Origin of the sequence: Caulobacter sp. Root1472, from assembly GCF_001426985.1 — a bacterium.
GTDB classification, from domain to species: domain Bacteria; phylum Pseudomonadota; class Alphaproteobacteria; order Caulobacterales; family Caulobacteraceae; genus Caulobacter; species Caulobacter rhizosphaerae.
This window is the reverse complement of the sequence record NZ_LMFX01000004.1, coordinates 39,001-55,372: the sequence shown is the minus strand read 5'-3', so window position 1 is coordinate 55,372 and position 16,372 is coordinate 39,001. Positions and strand designations below refer to the sequence as shown.

Genomic DNA, 16,372 nt, shown 5'->3' with positions numbered 1-16,372 from the left:
CTATTTCGCCGGGTCGAACGACGGCTTCTGGGCCTGGACATAAGCCTCCCATTCGGCGCGCGAATGGAAGTCCAGGCCTTTGTCCCAGGCCGCGCCCATATAGTAGACGAACGGCTTGTCGGGACTGACCTTCAGCAGCACCAGCCAGTCGCTGTCGGTCTCGACCACGTCGACGATCTGCCTGGGGTCCAGCAGCAGGGCCAGGCCCATGGTTCCCTTGTCCGGGTCGGTGACGTCCCAGAAGGTCGCCACGCCCTTGGCCTTGTCGAGCGAGAACGCGCCCGGGGTCTTGGCGGTGGGCTTCTTGGTGATCCCCACGGCCACGGTCAGCGGGCCCTTCCTGTCGGACTGGAAGGTCGAGACCAGCCGCGTGAAGTTGGTCCCCATCGGCAGGGTGAACGTGCGGCTTTCCCAGACCTTGCGCGCCGCCCCGGCCCGCCAAGGCGCGTAGTCGACCTTGAACGAGGCGACGTCCGGTCCGTCCTTGAGGATCTTGTAGGACTTCCAGTTGCGCGACACCCACAGCTTGCCGCCGTCCCAGACGCCCAGGCCGCCGGCGCCGCGGAAGGTCCCGACATTGTAATAGTCGATGCCTTCGCCGTGATAGGCGTGCTGGTCGCCGGTCCGCAGCTGTCGGGTCATGAACGGGTAGCGGACGCTCTTGCCCCAGGCGTCGATCCCCGAGGTCGAGGGCGGCTCGGCCAGTTCCAGCGCCGGACCGTAGATGCGGTGGGCCGTGCGGTCGTTCTCCCACAGGATGTCGTCCAGGCGCTCGGGCGCATAGCGGACGGTGGCGCGCGGCCTGTCCTGGCCGGCCGGCGGCGGCGCCATCCGGTAGATCATCTTCGGCGGCGTCGGTTGGCCCGGCGCGGCGGGCGGGACGGTGGCCGGCGCCAGGCCTGGCCCCTCGATGGCCGGGTCATAGGCCAGGGCGGCCACGGCCTTCATCTCGGCGGCGTGCCGGGCGGTCTCCTCCGGCGAGCCTTGCACGGTCCGGGGCAGGGCGGGGGTCGGTGTAGTGGCGACGATGAAGTCCGGGGCGTCCGGGGCGGGCTCGGCCAGGGGCAGGGCCGTCGATGGCTTGCCCAGGTTCATGACCTCGATCCCGGCCAGCAGGAACGCGCCCGTGCCGTAAGGGCCGATGTCGCCGGGGGCGGTGGTGACGGGCTGGTCGCCGGTCTTCTGGACCGCGCCGATCATGCCGCTCGGCAGGACCTGGGCCTCCAGCGCCGCCCAGCCCCTGGTCACGTGGGGCAGGTAGGTCGCCCGGTCGAGCACGCCGTGATTGATCCCCCAGGCCAGGGCGTAGACGAAGAACGCCGAGCCCGAGGTCTCGGCTTCGGGGAACAGGTCCGGCTGCATCAGGCTGGAGGCCCACAGGCCGTCGGCCCGCTGCAGGCTGGCCACCCGCTTGGCCATGGCCTGGAAGGTCGTCAGATAGCGGGGGCGCGAGCCGTAGTCGGCCGGCATGGACTCCAGCACGCGGGCCATGCCGGCCATGACCCAGCCGTTGCCGCGCGACCAGAACAGCTTGCGGCCCTGGTCGTCGCGCCGCTCGATGAAGCGCTCGTCGCGGAAGTACAGGCTCTCGTCCGGATCGTAGAGGCGGGCGAAGGTGCGCCACCACTGCTTGTCCATGGCGTCCAGATAGGTCCTGTCGCCGGTCTGGGCGCTCATCCGCGCCAGAACCGGCGGGGCCATGAACAGGGCGTCGCTCCACCACCAGACCAGGTGTTGGGGGATCGGCGTGCGGGTCAGGTGCTGGACCGACCAGTCCAGCCGCTGGTGCAACGGCATGATTACCCCGGGCTGTTTCCGACGGGCGTAGAGCTCTTCGTACAGGTCGCCGATCGCCCATTCGTCGGCGTTCAGCATCAGCTTGGGCGATCGCGCGCCGCGCAGGCCGTAGTTGAAGTGCTCGGCCGCCTCACTGAGGAAGACCAGGGTGTCACGGTCGTTGGTCACCCGCGCCAGCCGCGCCGCGCCGACATAGTAGGTGGCCGACACCCAGTTGGACGACATCTCGCGCACCGCGCCGCCCGTCGAGACGGGGATCGGCTCGGCGCGCATGGCCTGGATCTGGGCGGCGTTGGCGCGGTTCAGCACCGCCAGCACCCCGTCAGGGGACGGGATGGCGGCGGACTTGGCGGCGGCGGAAGGTTTCGGCGCGGCGGCGACGGCGTGGGCCGAGAGCCCCGTAGCCAAGCTCGCAGTCGCCAGGGACGCGGCCAGAATTCGGGCCAGGGGCGAGAGGGGTTGGAATATCACGATTTTCCTCCGCAAAACGCCACTGCAACCGGTGTCATTTTCATTATATGGATTTCTATGCCATAAAATGGTAGTTGGCAAAGCCGATCCGGACGCCGCGCGAGACTTTCGACCGCGTTTGTCGAGGTCGTCTGGATCGGCCTCGCCGGTGTCGCGACTTGTCGAAAATAAACAACAGCAAACCGCACCGCCTGCTGTCGAGACCATCGGCGCCCAAGCGTGGCTATAGGGGCCGTTTGCGGGATCGGATCCTGGCCCGCCCGCTTTCGTCTTGAAAAATATGGAAAGCAATCGCAACATGCGGGAACAATGATACCGGTGTCATAAACGACGCCGAAAATCCTGGGAGGGACGACCATGCGGAAATCATCCGGCTCCTTTCGCGCGCGCCTGTTCTGCGGCGGCGCCAGCCTTGGCCTGCTGCTGGCGATCGGCGGGACGGCCCACGCCCAGGCCCAGACCCCGCCACCTCCCGCGGAGGACAGCACCGTCGAGGCCGTCGTCGTCACCGGCTTTCGCAACAGCCTGGCCCAGGCGCTGAACGTCAAGCGCACCTCGGCGGCGGCGGTCGACGCCATCTACGCCGAGGACATGGCCAAGTTCCCCGACCTGAACCTGTCCGAATCCATCCAGCGCATCCCGGGCGTGGCGATCTCGCGCGACGCCGGCGAGGGGCGGCAGATCTCGGTGCGCGGCCTGGGCGCCCAGTTCACCCGGGTGCGGATCAACGGCATGGAGGCGCTGAGCACCTCCGGCGGCACCGACGCCTCGGGCGGCACCAACCGCGGCCGTTCGTTCGACTTCAACGTCTTCGCCTCGGACCTGTTCAACCGCATCACGGTGCAGAAGACCGCCTCGGCCGAGACCGAGGAAGGCTCGCTGGGCGCGACGGTGGACCTGCGCACGGCTCGGCCGTTCGACAAGCGCGGCTTCAACTTCGCGGTCTCGGGCAAGGAGGGCTACAACGACCTGGCCGACAAATATAATCCGCGCGCCGCGGCCCTGATCTCCAACACCTGGCGCGACGACACCCTCGGGGCGCTGTTCTCAATCGCCTATTCCAAGCGCGAGTTGCTGGACGAGGGCACGAGCACCGTACGCTGGCAGACCGGCACGGCCGCCGCCCCCGGCTTTCGTAGCGTGAAGGGGGTGACCTGCGCGACCAACGCCGCCGCCTGCGCCGAGGCCAACGCCGCCGTCCACCCCCGCATCCCACGCTTCGACTGGTACAAGAACAAGCAGGAGCGCCTGGGCGCGACCGGCTCGCTGCAATGGGCCCCCAGCGACAAGACGCTGTTCACGTTCGACATGCTGTACGCCGACTTCAAGGGCCAGCGTAACGAGGACTTCCTGGAGACCTTCACGCCCCAGACCGCCGGCGCCTGCACGGCCAGTTCGCCGGCCTCGTGCGGCATCAATCAGGTCGACGTGGTGGACTACACCATCGCCACGCCGCGCACCGGTTTTCCGGTGATGACCAAGGGCACGTTCAACAACATCGACCTGAAGACCGAGCAGCGCCACGACGAGCTGGAGACGGAGTTCAAGCAGTTCACCCTCGACGGGGAACACCAGCTGACCGACCGGTTCAAGATCCACGGCGTGCTGGGCTATTCCAAGTCGGAGTTCAAGAACCCGGTCCAGAACACCGTCCAGTGGGACCAGTACAACGTCCAAGGCTACAGCTACGACTACAGCCGCGGCGACGATTACCCGACCATCACCTACGGCACGGGCGACACCGCCAACGCCGACGCCTGGACCCTGGCGGAGATCCGCATGGTCCAGGGCTTCGTCGACAACAGCTACAAGACCGCCCAGCTGGACGGCGCCTATGACTGGAACGACAATCTGAAGATCAAGGGCGGTCTGGCCTACAAGGCCTACGAGACCGACAGCGTCGCCCTGGCCCGCTCGAATGGCACCACCGCCAACATCAATCCCGTGACCCTGGCGGCGCTGCGCAACATCCCGCGTTCGTCCTACGCCCAGACCATCGACTTCTCGAGCCTGAGCCTGCCGGCCGGCAACGTCAGCTCATGGATCACGCCCGACCTGAACGCGGCCATCACCGCGCTGCACATGAACGATCCCAGCTACAACAGCGCCGTCACCACGACCCCGGGCACGGTGTGGCGCAGCCCGTTCGCCACCACCTGCTTCACCACCGGCTGCGGCATGTACAATCTGGGCGTCGAGCCCAGCCTGGGCAGCAACTACACCGTCAACGAATGGGATACGACGGGCTACCTGCAGGGCGACTTCAACTTCAGCGCCTGGGGCGTGCCGGTGCGTGGCGACCTGGGCTTCCGCTACGTGCAGACCCGCCAAAAGTCGCTGGGCTACGGCGTCGTGCCGTCCACGGTCAACGGCGTGAACTACCAGACCATCTCGGCCTCGACCGCCACGCGCAGCTACAACGACTTCCTGCCGGCCCTGAACCTGGTGATCGAGCCGACCGAAGACGTCCTGATCCGCTTCGGCGCGGCCAAGGTCATGTCGCGGCCGAACCTCGGCTCGCTGACCCCGGGGGTCAACATCAGCACGGGCAGCACCAAGACCGTCAGTTCGGGCAACCCCTTCCTGGATCCGTATCGCGCCAAGACCTACGACCTGGCGTTCGAATGGTACTTCCAGCCCCAGGCCCTGCTGTCGACGGCGTTCTTCTACAAGGACATCTCGACCTTCGTGCAGAGCTACACCTCGGCCCTGTCGACGTTCGACAAGAATCCGTTCGGCCTGCCCGACAGCGCCGCGGTCGCCGCCTGCGGCACGACGCCGGGCTGCTCGCCCGACCTGCCGGTCTGGCAGTTCAGCACCTCGATCAACACCCCCGGCGGTCCGCTCAAGGGGATCGAGCTGAACTACCAGCAGCCCTTCACCTTCCTGCCGGCGCCGTTCGACAAGTTCGGCTTCCTGGGCAACATCACCCGGGTCACCTCGGAGGTCACCTACCTGACCTCGACCGGCGCGGTGGCGGCCAAGGGCCAGCTGACCAACCTGTCGAAGACCTCGTACAACGCCACGCTCTATTACGAGGACTCCAAGTTCAGCAGCCGGGTCTCGGCGGCCTATCGCAGCAAGTACCTGACGCAGATCCCCGGTCGGAATGGCTCGGACGTCGAGGGCACCAAGGCGACGATGAACATCGACGCCTCGGCCACCTACAACTGGACCAAGAATCTGGCTTTCACCTTCGAGGCGGTGAACCTGACCAACGAGATCCAGGACCAGTACTATGACTCCAGCCAGCTGGTGTCGTTCTATCATGAGACCGGCCGCGAGTTCTTCGTCGGCTTCCGCTACACGTTCTGATGACGGCCGGGACGCGGCCTTGGCCGCGCCCCGGCGTCCCTGGGGATCGCTGATGTCGATGCTTCATGATCGCCGGACCGTGCTGTTCGCCGGCGGGGCCCTGGCCGCCCTGGCCGTCGGGCCGGCTCGCGCCGCGTCCCGACCGGCGTTCGACGCGGTGCTCGACCGCGAGGGCCGGGATCGAGGCGGCGCCAAGGGTTTCCCCACCCTGGCCGCCGCACTGGACGCCGCGCCCGCCGATGGCGCCCGGCCGTTCCGCATCCTGGTCCCGGCCGGAACCTGGCGCGAGCAGGTTGCGGTCACCCGCCCCAACGTCCACCTGATCGGCGAGGGACGGACGGCCAGCGTCATCGTGTTCAACGAATACGCCGCCGGCCGAAACCGCCCCGGCGGTCCGGCCGAAATCGCCACCGTCACGGTCACCGCGCCCGGCTTCCGGGCCGAGCGGCTGACGATCGCCAACGACTTCGACTATCCGGGTCACATGCCGGCCGAGGTCGACTACGACCGCACCGGCGCCAGCGGCGCCCAGGCCACGGCCCTGAAGCTGGGCAAGGGCTCGGACAAGGCCTATTTCGAGGACGTGGCTCTGACCGGCTGGCAGGACACCCTGTTCACCGACGCCGGCCGCAGCCTGTTCCGGCGCTGCTATGTCAGCGGCTGCGTCGACTTCATCTATGGCGCCGGCCGGGCGGTGTTCGATCGTTGCGAGATCCGCGCGCGCACCCGGCCGGGCAAGGATTTCCATGGCTTCATCGCCGCGCCCGACACCGATCGTCATCAGCGGTTCGGCCTGGTGTTCCTGGACTGCCGCCTGACCCGCGACGCCGACATGCCCGATCACACCATGGCCCTGGGCCGGCCCTGGCGTCACACCATGACCTTCCCGGACGGCCGCTACGGCAATCCCGACGCGGTCGGGCAGGCAGCCTTCGTCCGCTGCTGGATGGACGACCACATCGTGCCCGAGGGCTGGTATCCGATGCACTACAATCTGAAAGGCGGTCGCCGCGCCATGCTGGAGCCGGAGGATGCGCGTTTGTTCGAATACGCCAGCCATGGACCGGGCGCGGGCCGGGCGTCCAGGCGTCGTCGCCAGCTGACGACGGCGCAGGCGCGCGCCTATACGGTCTCCACGGTGCTCGACGGCTGGACGGGGTTCTGAAGATGGCCAATAGCGCAGTGATCCGCCGCGACCTTCTGCTTGGCGCCGCCGCCAGTCTGGCCGCCGGGCCCGCCCTCGCCGCCGCCAAGTCCGCCGCCGCCAAGCCTGCCGCCGTCGTCTGGACCTTCGACTGCCTGGACCGCATCGGCGGCGAAGCGACCCGTGTCGAGGGCGCGCCGACCGTGATCGACACGCCGCTGGGCAAGGCGGTGCTGTTCGACGGCGTCGACGACGCCCTGTTCATCGACCGCCATCCCCTGGCGGGCGCCGCCACCTTCACCTTCGAGGCCTTCATCCGGCCCGACGGCGGCGTGTTCGCCCAGCGTTGGTTCCACCTGGCTTCCGACGAGCCGGTCCCCGCGCCCGCCACGCCGTCCAACACCCGGATGCTGTTCGAGCTGCGCGTGGTCGGGGACCAGTGGTACCTCGACGCCTTCGTCAACGGGCCGGGCTACAAGCAGACCCTGGTCGCTCCCGACAAGCTGTTTCCGGTCGGCCGCTGGCGCCACGTGGCCCAGACCTATGACGGCGAGACCTACCGCGCCTATGTCGACGGCCAGCTGCAGGGCGAGGCGAAGATCGCCTTCACCCCGCAAGGCCCCGGGCGGGCCTCTGTCGGCGTGCGGATGAACCGGGTCGACTACTTCAAGGGCGCGATCCGCCAGGCCCGCTTCACGCCCGCCGCGCTCAAGCCGGAGATGTTCCTGAAGCTGCCGGCGGAGATCTAGGGCGGGGCTCGCAACAAGCGTTGCGCGAAGGCGATCTGATATAATCATCATACCAGCTTTCGCTTTCAGCGCCCGCGGCTATGGTGGCGCCTCAGGCGAAATGACAGGGACAACGCATGGCGGGGCGTGGGATCAGTTTCGGCCTGGCGACGATGCTGGCGAGCGCCTGTCTCGCTCCCTCGACCGCCCAAGCCGAAGACGCGCTCCGCGCCGGTTTCGAGACGCCGCCCGCCGCCACGCGGCCCCAGGTCTTCTGGCAATGGATCAACGGCAACGTCACCCAGGAAGGCGTCCGTCTCGACCTGGACTGGATGAAGCGCGCCGGGATCGGCGGGCCGATCCTGTTCGACATCGGCTTCGGCTCGCCGCCGATCCCGCAATATGTCGAGCATCGGGTCGGCTATGGCTCGCCCGAATGGAAGGCGATGGTCCGCTACACCGCCGAGCGGTCCCGGGCGCTGGGTCTCGACTTCGGCCTGGCGGCCGGCGGCGGCTGGAGCGAGACCGGCGGTCCCTGGGTGACGCCGCAGCAGGCCATGAAGAAGCTGGTCTGGAGCGAGACGACGCTGTCGGGCCGGGGGCCGCACCGCCTGCCCCCGCCGCCCGGGGTCAGCGGACCGTTCCAGGACCTGCCGATCAACGCCCGCTTCGCCGAGCCGCGGCTCTATCGCGACGTCAAGGTCGTGGCCTGGCGACTGACGCCGGACGAGGCGGCGGCCGTCGGGCCGGCGGCGGCGTCCAGCGCCGGCGTGGTCGACGCCGCGCGCCTGTCGGACGGCGCCTATGCCGCGCCGGCCCTGGCGCCTCTGGCGGCGCAGGGCTGGCTAACGCTGCGTTTCGCCAAGCCGGTGACGCTGCGGGCGGTGACGGTCGGGGTCGAGGGCGCCATGCCGAAGGGCGTGGTCGAGGCCAGCGACGACGGCGTGGCGTTTCGTCCGCTGGCCGTGCTGCCGGGCGAGGCGCGCCAGGGCCTGCCGGTCCGCACCTTCGCCTTCCCCGCCGCGACGGGGCACGTCTTCCGCTTGCGCCTGGAGGCGGACAAGCCGGTCGCGGTCACCGAGTTCGCCCCGCACGCCGACCCCCGCGTCAATCGCTTCGAGGACAAGGCCGGCTGGGGCGTGCTGGACGACTACGAGGCCGTCGCCACGCCGGCCGGAGGGCAGGGGATCCCGGCGGAAGGCGTACTGGACCTGACCGACCGCCTTCGCGCTGACGGAACGCTGGACTGGTCGCCGCCGCCAGGCCGCTGGCGCGTGCTGCGCCTGGGCTGGTCCCTGACCGGCCGCCGCGACACGCCCGCCTCGGCCGAGAGCCTGGGCCTGGAGGTCGACAAGCTGAACGCCGACCATGTGCGGGCCCATATGCACGGCCTGCTGGACCCGCTGAAGGCCGAACTCGGTGAGCTGTACGGCCCCAAGGCGCGAAGGGGCGGGTTGGGCTTCCTGATCACCGACAGCTGGGAGGCGGGGCAGGCCAACTGGACCGAGGCCATGCCGACCGAGTTCGCCAGGCGGCGCGGCTACGACCTGACGCCGTGGCTGCCGGCCCTGACCGGGCGGGTGGTGGACGACGCGGCCCGCACCGAGCGCTTCCTCTGGGACTACCGCCGCACCCTGGCCGACCTGCTGACCGAGCATCATTTCGAAGAGATCGCCAGGGTCCTGCACGGCGAGGGCCTGACCTACGCCGCCGAGGCGCCGGGCGTCGATCTGCCGACCACCGCCGACGGCCTGCAGGCCAAGGGCCGGGCCGACCTGCCGATGGGCGAGTTCTGGGTCTACGCCAAGGACAAGCCGCCGCCGGCCGCGCATCTGGCCGACATCCGCGAGGCCGCCTCGGCCGCCCACGTCTACGGCAAGCCGCTGGTCGGCGCCGAGGCCCTGACCACCATGGGCGAGGAGCCCTGGCGGACCGGTCCCTGGCAGGCCAAGCCCATCGTCGACCGCTACATGGCCGAGGGCGTCAACCACTTCGTGCTGCACACCTCGGCCCACCAGCCGTTCCTGGACCGCAGGCCGGGCATGACCCTGCGCCAGTATGGCCAGCACCTGTCGCGCAACGAGACCTGGGCCGAGGGCGAGATGCGGGCCTGGACCGACTACCTGTCCCGCAGCGCCTGGATGCTGCGCCAGGGTCGCCCGGGCGCCGACGTCGCCTATTTCTACGGCGAGGGCGCGGCGGCCGGCCTGCCGCTGCTGGAGGGCGGGAAGGCGAGCCTGCCGGCGGGCTACGACTTCGACTATCTGGATGCGGAGAGCCTGATCCAGCGACTGTCGGTGGCGGGCGGGCGGCTGATCCTGCCGTCGGGCGTCAGCTATCGCGCCCTGGTTCTTCCGCGGCGCATCGATCGGCTGAGCCTGCCGGTGTTGCGCAAGCTGGACGCCTTGGCGGCGGCCGGCGCCCTGGTGATCGGCGAGCGGCCGGTGGGCTCGCCCAGCCTGTCGGGCGGGATGGCCGCCGACGCCGAGTGGCGCGGGCTGGCCGACCGGCTGTGGGGCGGAGGACGGGTGCGCTCGGGCGAGGTCGGCCAGATCCTGGCAGGGGCCGGGATCGCGCCGGCGGTGCGGTCGCCCAGCGGCAGCCTGGTCTGGACGCGCCGGGTCCTCGACGACGGCGAACTGTTCTTCGTCGCCAACACCTCCGGCAAGAGGGTCGAGGCCGACCTCGACTTCCGCGTCGCCGGGAAGGCCCCGGAGATCTGGCGAGCTGACACCGGCGCGGCGGCCCCAGCCGGCTATGCGATCGACGGTTCGCGCACACGTGTCCCTCTGGCCCTGGGCCCCAGCGACGCCGTGTTCGTGGTCTTCCGCCAGCCGGCGAAGACCGCCAGCCGTCCCGCGCCCGTCCGGACCGCCACCACCCTCGCGCGGATCGATGGACCGTGGACCGTCCGGTTCGCGCCCGGCCTCGACGCGCCGGCGTCCATCACCTTGGACGCCCTGGGCTCCTGGGCCGAGCAGCCGGACCCCGGCGTCCGTTACTTCTCCGGCGCGGCCACCTACGAGAAGACCCTGACCGTTCCCAGGGCCTGGCTCGGTTCCGGCGCGCGCCTGTCGCTGGACCTGGGCGAGGTGCGCGAGTTCGCCACCGTCACCCTGAACGGCAAGGTCCTGCCCGTGCTATGGAAGCCGCCGTTCGCCGTCGACGTCACCGATCAGATCAAGCCAGGCGAGAACAGGCTGGAGGTCAGGGTCGTGAACTTCTGGGCCAACCGGATGATCGGCGACCTGCAGCCCGGGGCTCGGAAACACACCTTCGCGCCCATCCAGCCGTTCGAGCCCTCGTCGCCCCTGTCGCCGTCCGGATTGCTGGGACCGGTGACGCTGCAACGTCAGGAAACCCGGTAACCGGTTTCCCCTCGCGCCTTGCCAAGACTCTCAACTGGTATAATGATCACTCCACGTGCTCGCAGAAGCACGCCTTAGAACGCGCGGCGCCGACCGCCAGGAGAGGGGAAACGAATGATCGATAAGGTTCACGCGCGCCTGATCGGCGGCGTTTCCACCCTGGCGCTGGTCCTGGCCCTGGGCGACGTCGCCCAGGCCGGCGAGGCCATGACCACCGCCAGCGGCCAGCCCGCCCCGGCCGCCGAGGCCCCGCTGGTCCAGGCCCAGGACGTCCCTGCCGACGCCGTGACCGAGGTCGTCGTCACCGGCTTTCGCAACAGCCTGCAGCGGGCGCTGGAGCTGAAGCGCAGCAACACCGGCGTGGTCGACTCGATCCTCGCCGAGGACATCGCCAAGTTCCCCGACAACAACCTGGCCGAGTCGATCCAGCGCATTCCCGGCGTCGCGATCAGCCGCGATCAGGGCGAGGGACGGGCGCTGTCGGTGCGGGGTCTGGGGCCCGACTTCACCCGCGTGCGGATCAACGGCATGGAGGCCCAGGCCTCCACCGACGGCTATGGCGGCGCCAACCGCGGCCGGGGCTTCGACTTCAACGTCTTCGCCTCCGAACTCTTCAACCGCATCGACGTGCGCAAGACGCCGTCGGCCGACGTGGAGGAGGGGTCGCTGGGCGCGACGGTCGACCTGACCACCGGCCATCCGTTCGACTACAAGGGCTTCAAGCTCGCCGCCTCGGCCCAGGCCGGCTACAACGACCAGACCGAGAAGACCCGCCCGCGCCTGGCCCTGCTGGTCAGCAACACCTTCGCCGACGACAAGCTGGGCGCGCTATTCTCGATCGCCTATTCGAAGACGGCGGTGAACTTCCAGCAGTCCAGTTCGGGCCTGTGGAACCAGGGCACGGGCGATGGCGGCTGGTGCCGGCCGACCACCGGCACGGGCGGCCTCTGCGACGTGCCGGCCGCGGAGTTCGCCCACGCCACCGAGATCTACAACCTGGCCAGCGCGCCCACGACCTACTATCCGCGCTTCATGCGCTACGTGCAGGGCCTGGGAAAGACCGAGCGCCTGGGCCTGACGGGCTCGCTGCAATGGGCGCCGGACGAGGACACCAAGGTCACGCTGGACGGGCTGTTCTCGCGCTACAAGGTCAACCGCGACGACTGGCCCCTGGAGGCCATCGGCTTCAGTCGCGGGGCTTCGCAGGGCGGCAAGCCCGAGATGCTGGTCCGAGACATGATCCTGGATGCCGACAACACCCTGCAATACGGCCTGTTCGACAATGTCGACATGCGCTCGGAGCATAACCGCGACGTGTTCTCGACCGACTTCGGCCAATGGACCCTGAACGGCGAGCACAAGTTCGGCGACAAGTTCAGCCTCGACGGCGTGGTCGGCTATTCCTATTCCGACTTCGACAATTTCAACGACATTTCCACCCAGATCGACCGCTTCAACGTCGACGGCTATTCGATCGACATCCGGCCCAAGGGCCAGTACCTGCCGGCCATCAGCTACGGCTTCGACGTCACCAATCCGGCCCTGTGGTACTTCGGCCCGACCGTGACCCAGCCGGGCGGCACGGGCCCCACTGGTCCGGAGATCCGTCTGCGCCCCAACTACACCGACAACAGCTACAAGACCGTCCAACTGAACGGAAAGTACGCCCTCAGCGACGGCTTCTCGATCCGCGCCGGCGCCAACTGGAAACAGTACGACTTCAACGCCCAGTCCTACCGCTACGCCCTGGGCGAGGCCAATTTCCCGGCCATTCCGTCGGGCTACACGATCCAGAGCCTGACCGAGCAGTTCTGCGGCCTGGGCAACATGAAGGTCCCCAGCCCGACCCCGACCTGCTGGACGACGCCGAACATCGACGCCTTCGCCGCCGCCTACGACATCTACGGCAATACCGGCCGGACCGCCCTGTCACAGAGCGTGGCCAGCGTGCGCGGCGAGAACCGCTCGGTGCGGGAGGAGGACAGGACCGGCTATCTGATGGCCAATTTCGACCAGGGCCTCGGAACCTGGCGGGTGCGCGGCGACCTTGGCGTGCGCTATGTCGAGACCAGGCAGACCTCGACCTTCTACACCAACGTGCCGACCACGGTGAACCGGGCGGGCTTCGTGCAGACCACCGTCGAGCGCGCCTATGACGACACCCTGCCGTCGATGAACCTGGTGGCCGAGCCGAATGACAAGCTGTTGATCCGTTTCTCGGCCGCCAAGGTGATGGCTCGACCGGCCCTGGGCAACCTGGCGGCGGCGACCACCGTGTCGGTGGCTGGCGGCTCGCGCAGCGTTTCGACCGGCAACGCCAACCTCGACCCGTATCGCGCCAAGACCGCCGACTTCTCGGTCGAATGGTATCCCAAGCCCGGCGTGATCCTGTCGGCGGGCCTGTTCTACAAGAAGATCAGCACCTATGTGCAGACCATCACCACCGTGGCGCCCTATTCCTCGACCGGCCTGCCGGTGTCGCTGCTGGACGGCACGGGCGTCAACGCCAACGACGACTTCAGCATCACCAACGTCATCAACACCCCTGGCGGTCCGCTGAAGGGGCTGGAGCTGAACTACCAGCAGCCGCTGGACTTCCTGCCCGAGGCGCTGCGGGGCTTCGGCCTCCTGGCCAATTACACCTATGTCGACTCCGACATCGACTACTTCGCCAGCACGGCGGCCGGGGCCCAGACGATCAGCGCGCCGCTGCTGAACCTGTCGAAGAACGCCTACAACGCCACGCTTTACTACGAGCGCGGCAAGGCGCAGGGCCGCATCTCGGTGAACTATCGCGACAAGTACCTGACCGCCGTGCCCGGCCGCTACAACCAGGATGTCCAGGGCAACCTGTCGACCACGTTCCTGGACGGCTCGGCCTCGTACAAGGTCAGCGACCAGCTGTCGTTCAGCGTCGACGCCCTGAACCTGACCAACGAAAAGGACATCTCGTACGTGGACTCCAAGACCCAGCGCTTCGAGAACTATCGGATCGGCGGCCGCCAGTTCTATCTGGGCGTTCGCTACACCTACTGATCCGATCGGCTGACGGTGATTGCGCCTCCTCCCGCATGATCCGTTATTGCGGCGCCGGTCCTTGTCCGACCGGCGCCGCTCTTGTCTCCAGGAGGCGAGAGCGGAGACCGGCGTTGCTGCATCGCATGGCGTGTCGACTGTCGTTGGGCCTGGCGCTCTGCCTGCCCGCCGCTGCCTGGGCCGCGACCGTGTCGGTCACCCAGGAGAACGGCGCCGTGGTCGTGCGCAACGGCGTGGATGTGATGCGGGTGACCGTCTGCGATGAGGACGTGGTGCGGGTGGTCGCCAGTCCGGACGGCGGGGCGTCGGGATCATCGCCGAGCCAGCCCTGGTTCGCCAAGGCCTGTACGCCCCAGGCCTTCGTCCTGCGCGACGCCGCGGCGGCCGGTACGGGCAGCAACACCGCGGCGGGCGCCGGCGGGGCCGGGGCGTCGGTCGCCGCCAAGGTCCTCGACACCGGCGCGTTCCGCGTGTCGATCTCACTGGCCGATGGGACCCTGACCTTCCTGGACGCAAGCGCGGGGCAGGGCGACCGCATATTGCTGCAGGAGATGGGCGAGCGGCCTCGGGTCTACGACCCCGTGAAACTGTCGGACGGCGAGAACGCCTTCAAGGTGACCGAGCGCTTCCACCCCGTGCTGCGCCAAGGGATCTACGGCCTGGGCCAGCATCAGGGCGGCCAGTTCAACTACCAGGGCGGCGTCGTGCGGCTGGCCCAGGCCAATACCGACATCGCCCATCCGCTGATGGTCTCGACGGAGGGCTACGGCCTGCTGTGGAACACGGCGGCGGCCTCGACGATGGACAATCGCTTTCCCACCGAGATGACCCTCCAGGCCGATGCGGCCCAGGCGATCGACTACCTGTTCATCCACGGCCCGGAGTTCGACGACATCATAGGGGCCTACCGCCGGCTGACCGGCCAGGCGCCGCTGTTCCCGCGCTGGGCCTATGGCCTGTTCCAGTCGATGGACCACTATGACAGCGCCCAGGACCTGCTGGACGTCACGGCCAGGCACCGCGCGGCCGACGCGCCGGTCGACGTGGTGGTGCAGGACTGGAAGTGGTGGAGCCGCATGGGCGACCCGCCGTTCCGCCCCGCGGCCTATCCGGACGTGCCCGGCCTGCTGGCGGCCTTGCGCCAGCGCCATGTCCACACCCTGCTCAGCCTGTGGCCGCTGCTGAGCAAGTCGTCCGACCTGTACGCCGACATGAAGGCGCGCGGCTGGCTGATCCCCGGAACGGCGCTCTACGACCCCACCAACCGCGAGGCGGCCGATCTCTACTGGTCGCACCTGGGCGGCAAGTTGCTGGACCAGGGCTGGGATTCGTTCTGGCTGGACGGCTCCGAGCCGGAACTGCACCTGCCGACCATGGCCGAGACCGATCGCACCCTGGCGGGCCGCCGGCTGGCGATCGGCCCGGGCGAGCTCTACAACAACATCTTCCCCCTGGCCCACGTCGGCGGGGTTCATGACCACTGGCGGGCCCAGCGCGACGACAAGCGGGTGTTCATCCTGTCGCGGTCGTCCTTCGCCGGCGTCCAGCGCTACGGCGCGGCCTCGTGGTCGGGCGACATCCTCAACAGCTTCCCGGTGTTCGAACGCCAGATGGCCGGCGGGCTGAACTTCGCCCTGTCGGGCATGCCGTACTGGACCACCGACATCGGCGGCTATTACCAGGGCGTGCTCGACAACCCGCCGCGCGGTCCCGACACCCGCGACCCGGCGTTCCAGGAGCTGTATGTCCGCTGGTATCAGTTTGGGGTGTTCAACCCGCTGTTCCGCACCCATGGCAAGCGGGCCAACAACCAGAACGACCTGTTCGCCTATGGTTCGATGCAGCCGATCCTGCTGGACTACGACCGGCTGCGCTATCGGCTGCTGCCTTACCTCTACGCCCTGGCCTGGGCCGTGACCGACCGTTCGGGCACCATCATGCGGCCGCTGGTCATGGACTGGCGCACCGACGAGCGGGTGTGGAGCATCGGCGACCAGTTCCTGTTCGGCCCGGCCCTGATGGTCGCCCCGGTGACCAAGGCCGGCCAGACCTCGCGCCAGGTGTTCCTGCCCAGGACGGCGGGCTGGTACGACTTCTGGACCGGCAAGCCGGTGGGCGCCGACCGCTGGATCGAAGCCCCGGCTCCGATCGACCGCATCCCGCTGTTCGCCCGGGCCGGGGCGATCCTGCCGCTGGGCGAGGCCGTCCAATACGCCGACCAGGCGCCGCAGGGACCGGTCGAGCTGAGGGTCTATGCCGGCGCCGACGGGACCTTCACCCTCTATGACGACGCCGGCGACGGCCATGCCTATGAACGCGGCGAGCGGGCGACCATCGGCCTGACCTGGAACGACGCCGCGCGCCGGCTGGACGTGGGCGCGCGGGCCGGAACATTCCCAGGCCTGGCACGGGAACGGACCTTCAAGGTCGTGCTGGTCGACGGCCGGCGGACGCGGTCGAAGCTGGTCCGCTACGACGGGACGGCCACGGCCGTGTCGTTCGGGCGGTAGCGT

Annotated in this window: 7 protein-coding genes; 6 read left to right on the top strand and 1 reads right to left on the bottom strand. The window is 68.8% G+C overall.

The window, feature by feature from the left end:
- A complete protein-coding gene (locus tag ASD47_RS04635; RefSeq protein ID WP_056752333.1) occupies positions 1–2,268 on the bottom strand; it encodes a glycoside hydrolase family 88 protein in 2,268 nt (755 codons plus the stop codon).
- A gap of 357 nt (positions 2,269–2,625) precedes the next feature.
- On the opposite strand from ASD47_RS04635, the gene ASD47_RS04630 reads away from it, so the two are divergent.
- The 6 genes from ASD47_RS04630 (at position 2,626) to ASD47_RS04605 (ending at position 16,369) form a co-directional block, all read left to right on the top strand.
- Positions 2,626–5,583 carry a TonB-dependent receptor gene (locus tag ASD47_RS04630; protein WP_056752330.1) on the top strand — a complete coding sequence of 986 codons (2,958 nt, stop codon included), beginning with the start codon at positions 2,626–2,628 and terminating at the stop codon, positions 5,581–5,583.
- 52 nt (positions 5,584–5,635) lie between these two features.
- On the top strand, positions 5,636–6,748 hold the full coding sequence (locus tag ASD47_RS04625; RefSeq protein ID WP_056752328.1) for a pectinesterase family protein: 1,113 nt from the start codon (positions 5,636–5,638) through the stop codon (positions 6,746–6,748).
- A gap of 2 nt (positions 6,749–6,750) precedes the next feature.
- Entirely contained in the window at positions 6,751–7,476 is a 726-nt protein-coding gene (locus tag ASD47_RS04620) for a LamG domain-containing protein (protein ID WP_056752326.1), read from the top strand.
- A gap of 116 nt (positions 7,477–7,592) precedes the next feature.
- Entirely contained in the window at positions 7,593–10,823 is a 3,231-nt protein-coding gene (locus ASD47_RS04615) for a glycosyl hydrolase (protein WP_056752323.1), read from the top strand.
- A 114-nt stretch (positions 10,824–10,937) separates the two neighbouring features.
- A complete protein-coding gene (locus ASD47_RS04610) occupies positions 10,938–13,859 on the top strand; it encodes a TonB-dependent receptor (RefSeq protein ID WP_056752320.1) in 2,922 nt (973 codons plus the stop codon).
- Positions 13,860–13,972: 113 nt separating this feature from the next.
- Positions 13,973–16,369 carry a TIM-barrel domain-containing protein gene (locus ASD47_RS04605; RefSeq protein ID WP_056752318.1) on the top strand — a complete coding sequence of 799 codons (2,397 nt, stop codon included), beginning with the start codon at positions 13,973–13,975 and terminating at the stop codon, positions 16,367–16,369.
- The last annotated feature ends 3 nt before the right edge of the window (positions 16,370–16,372 follow it).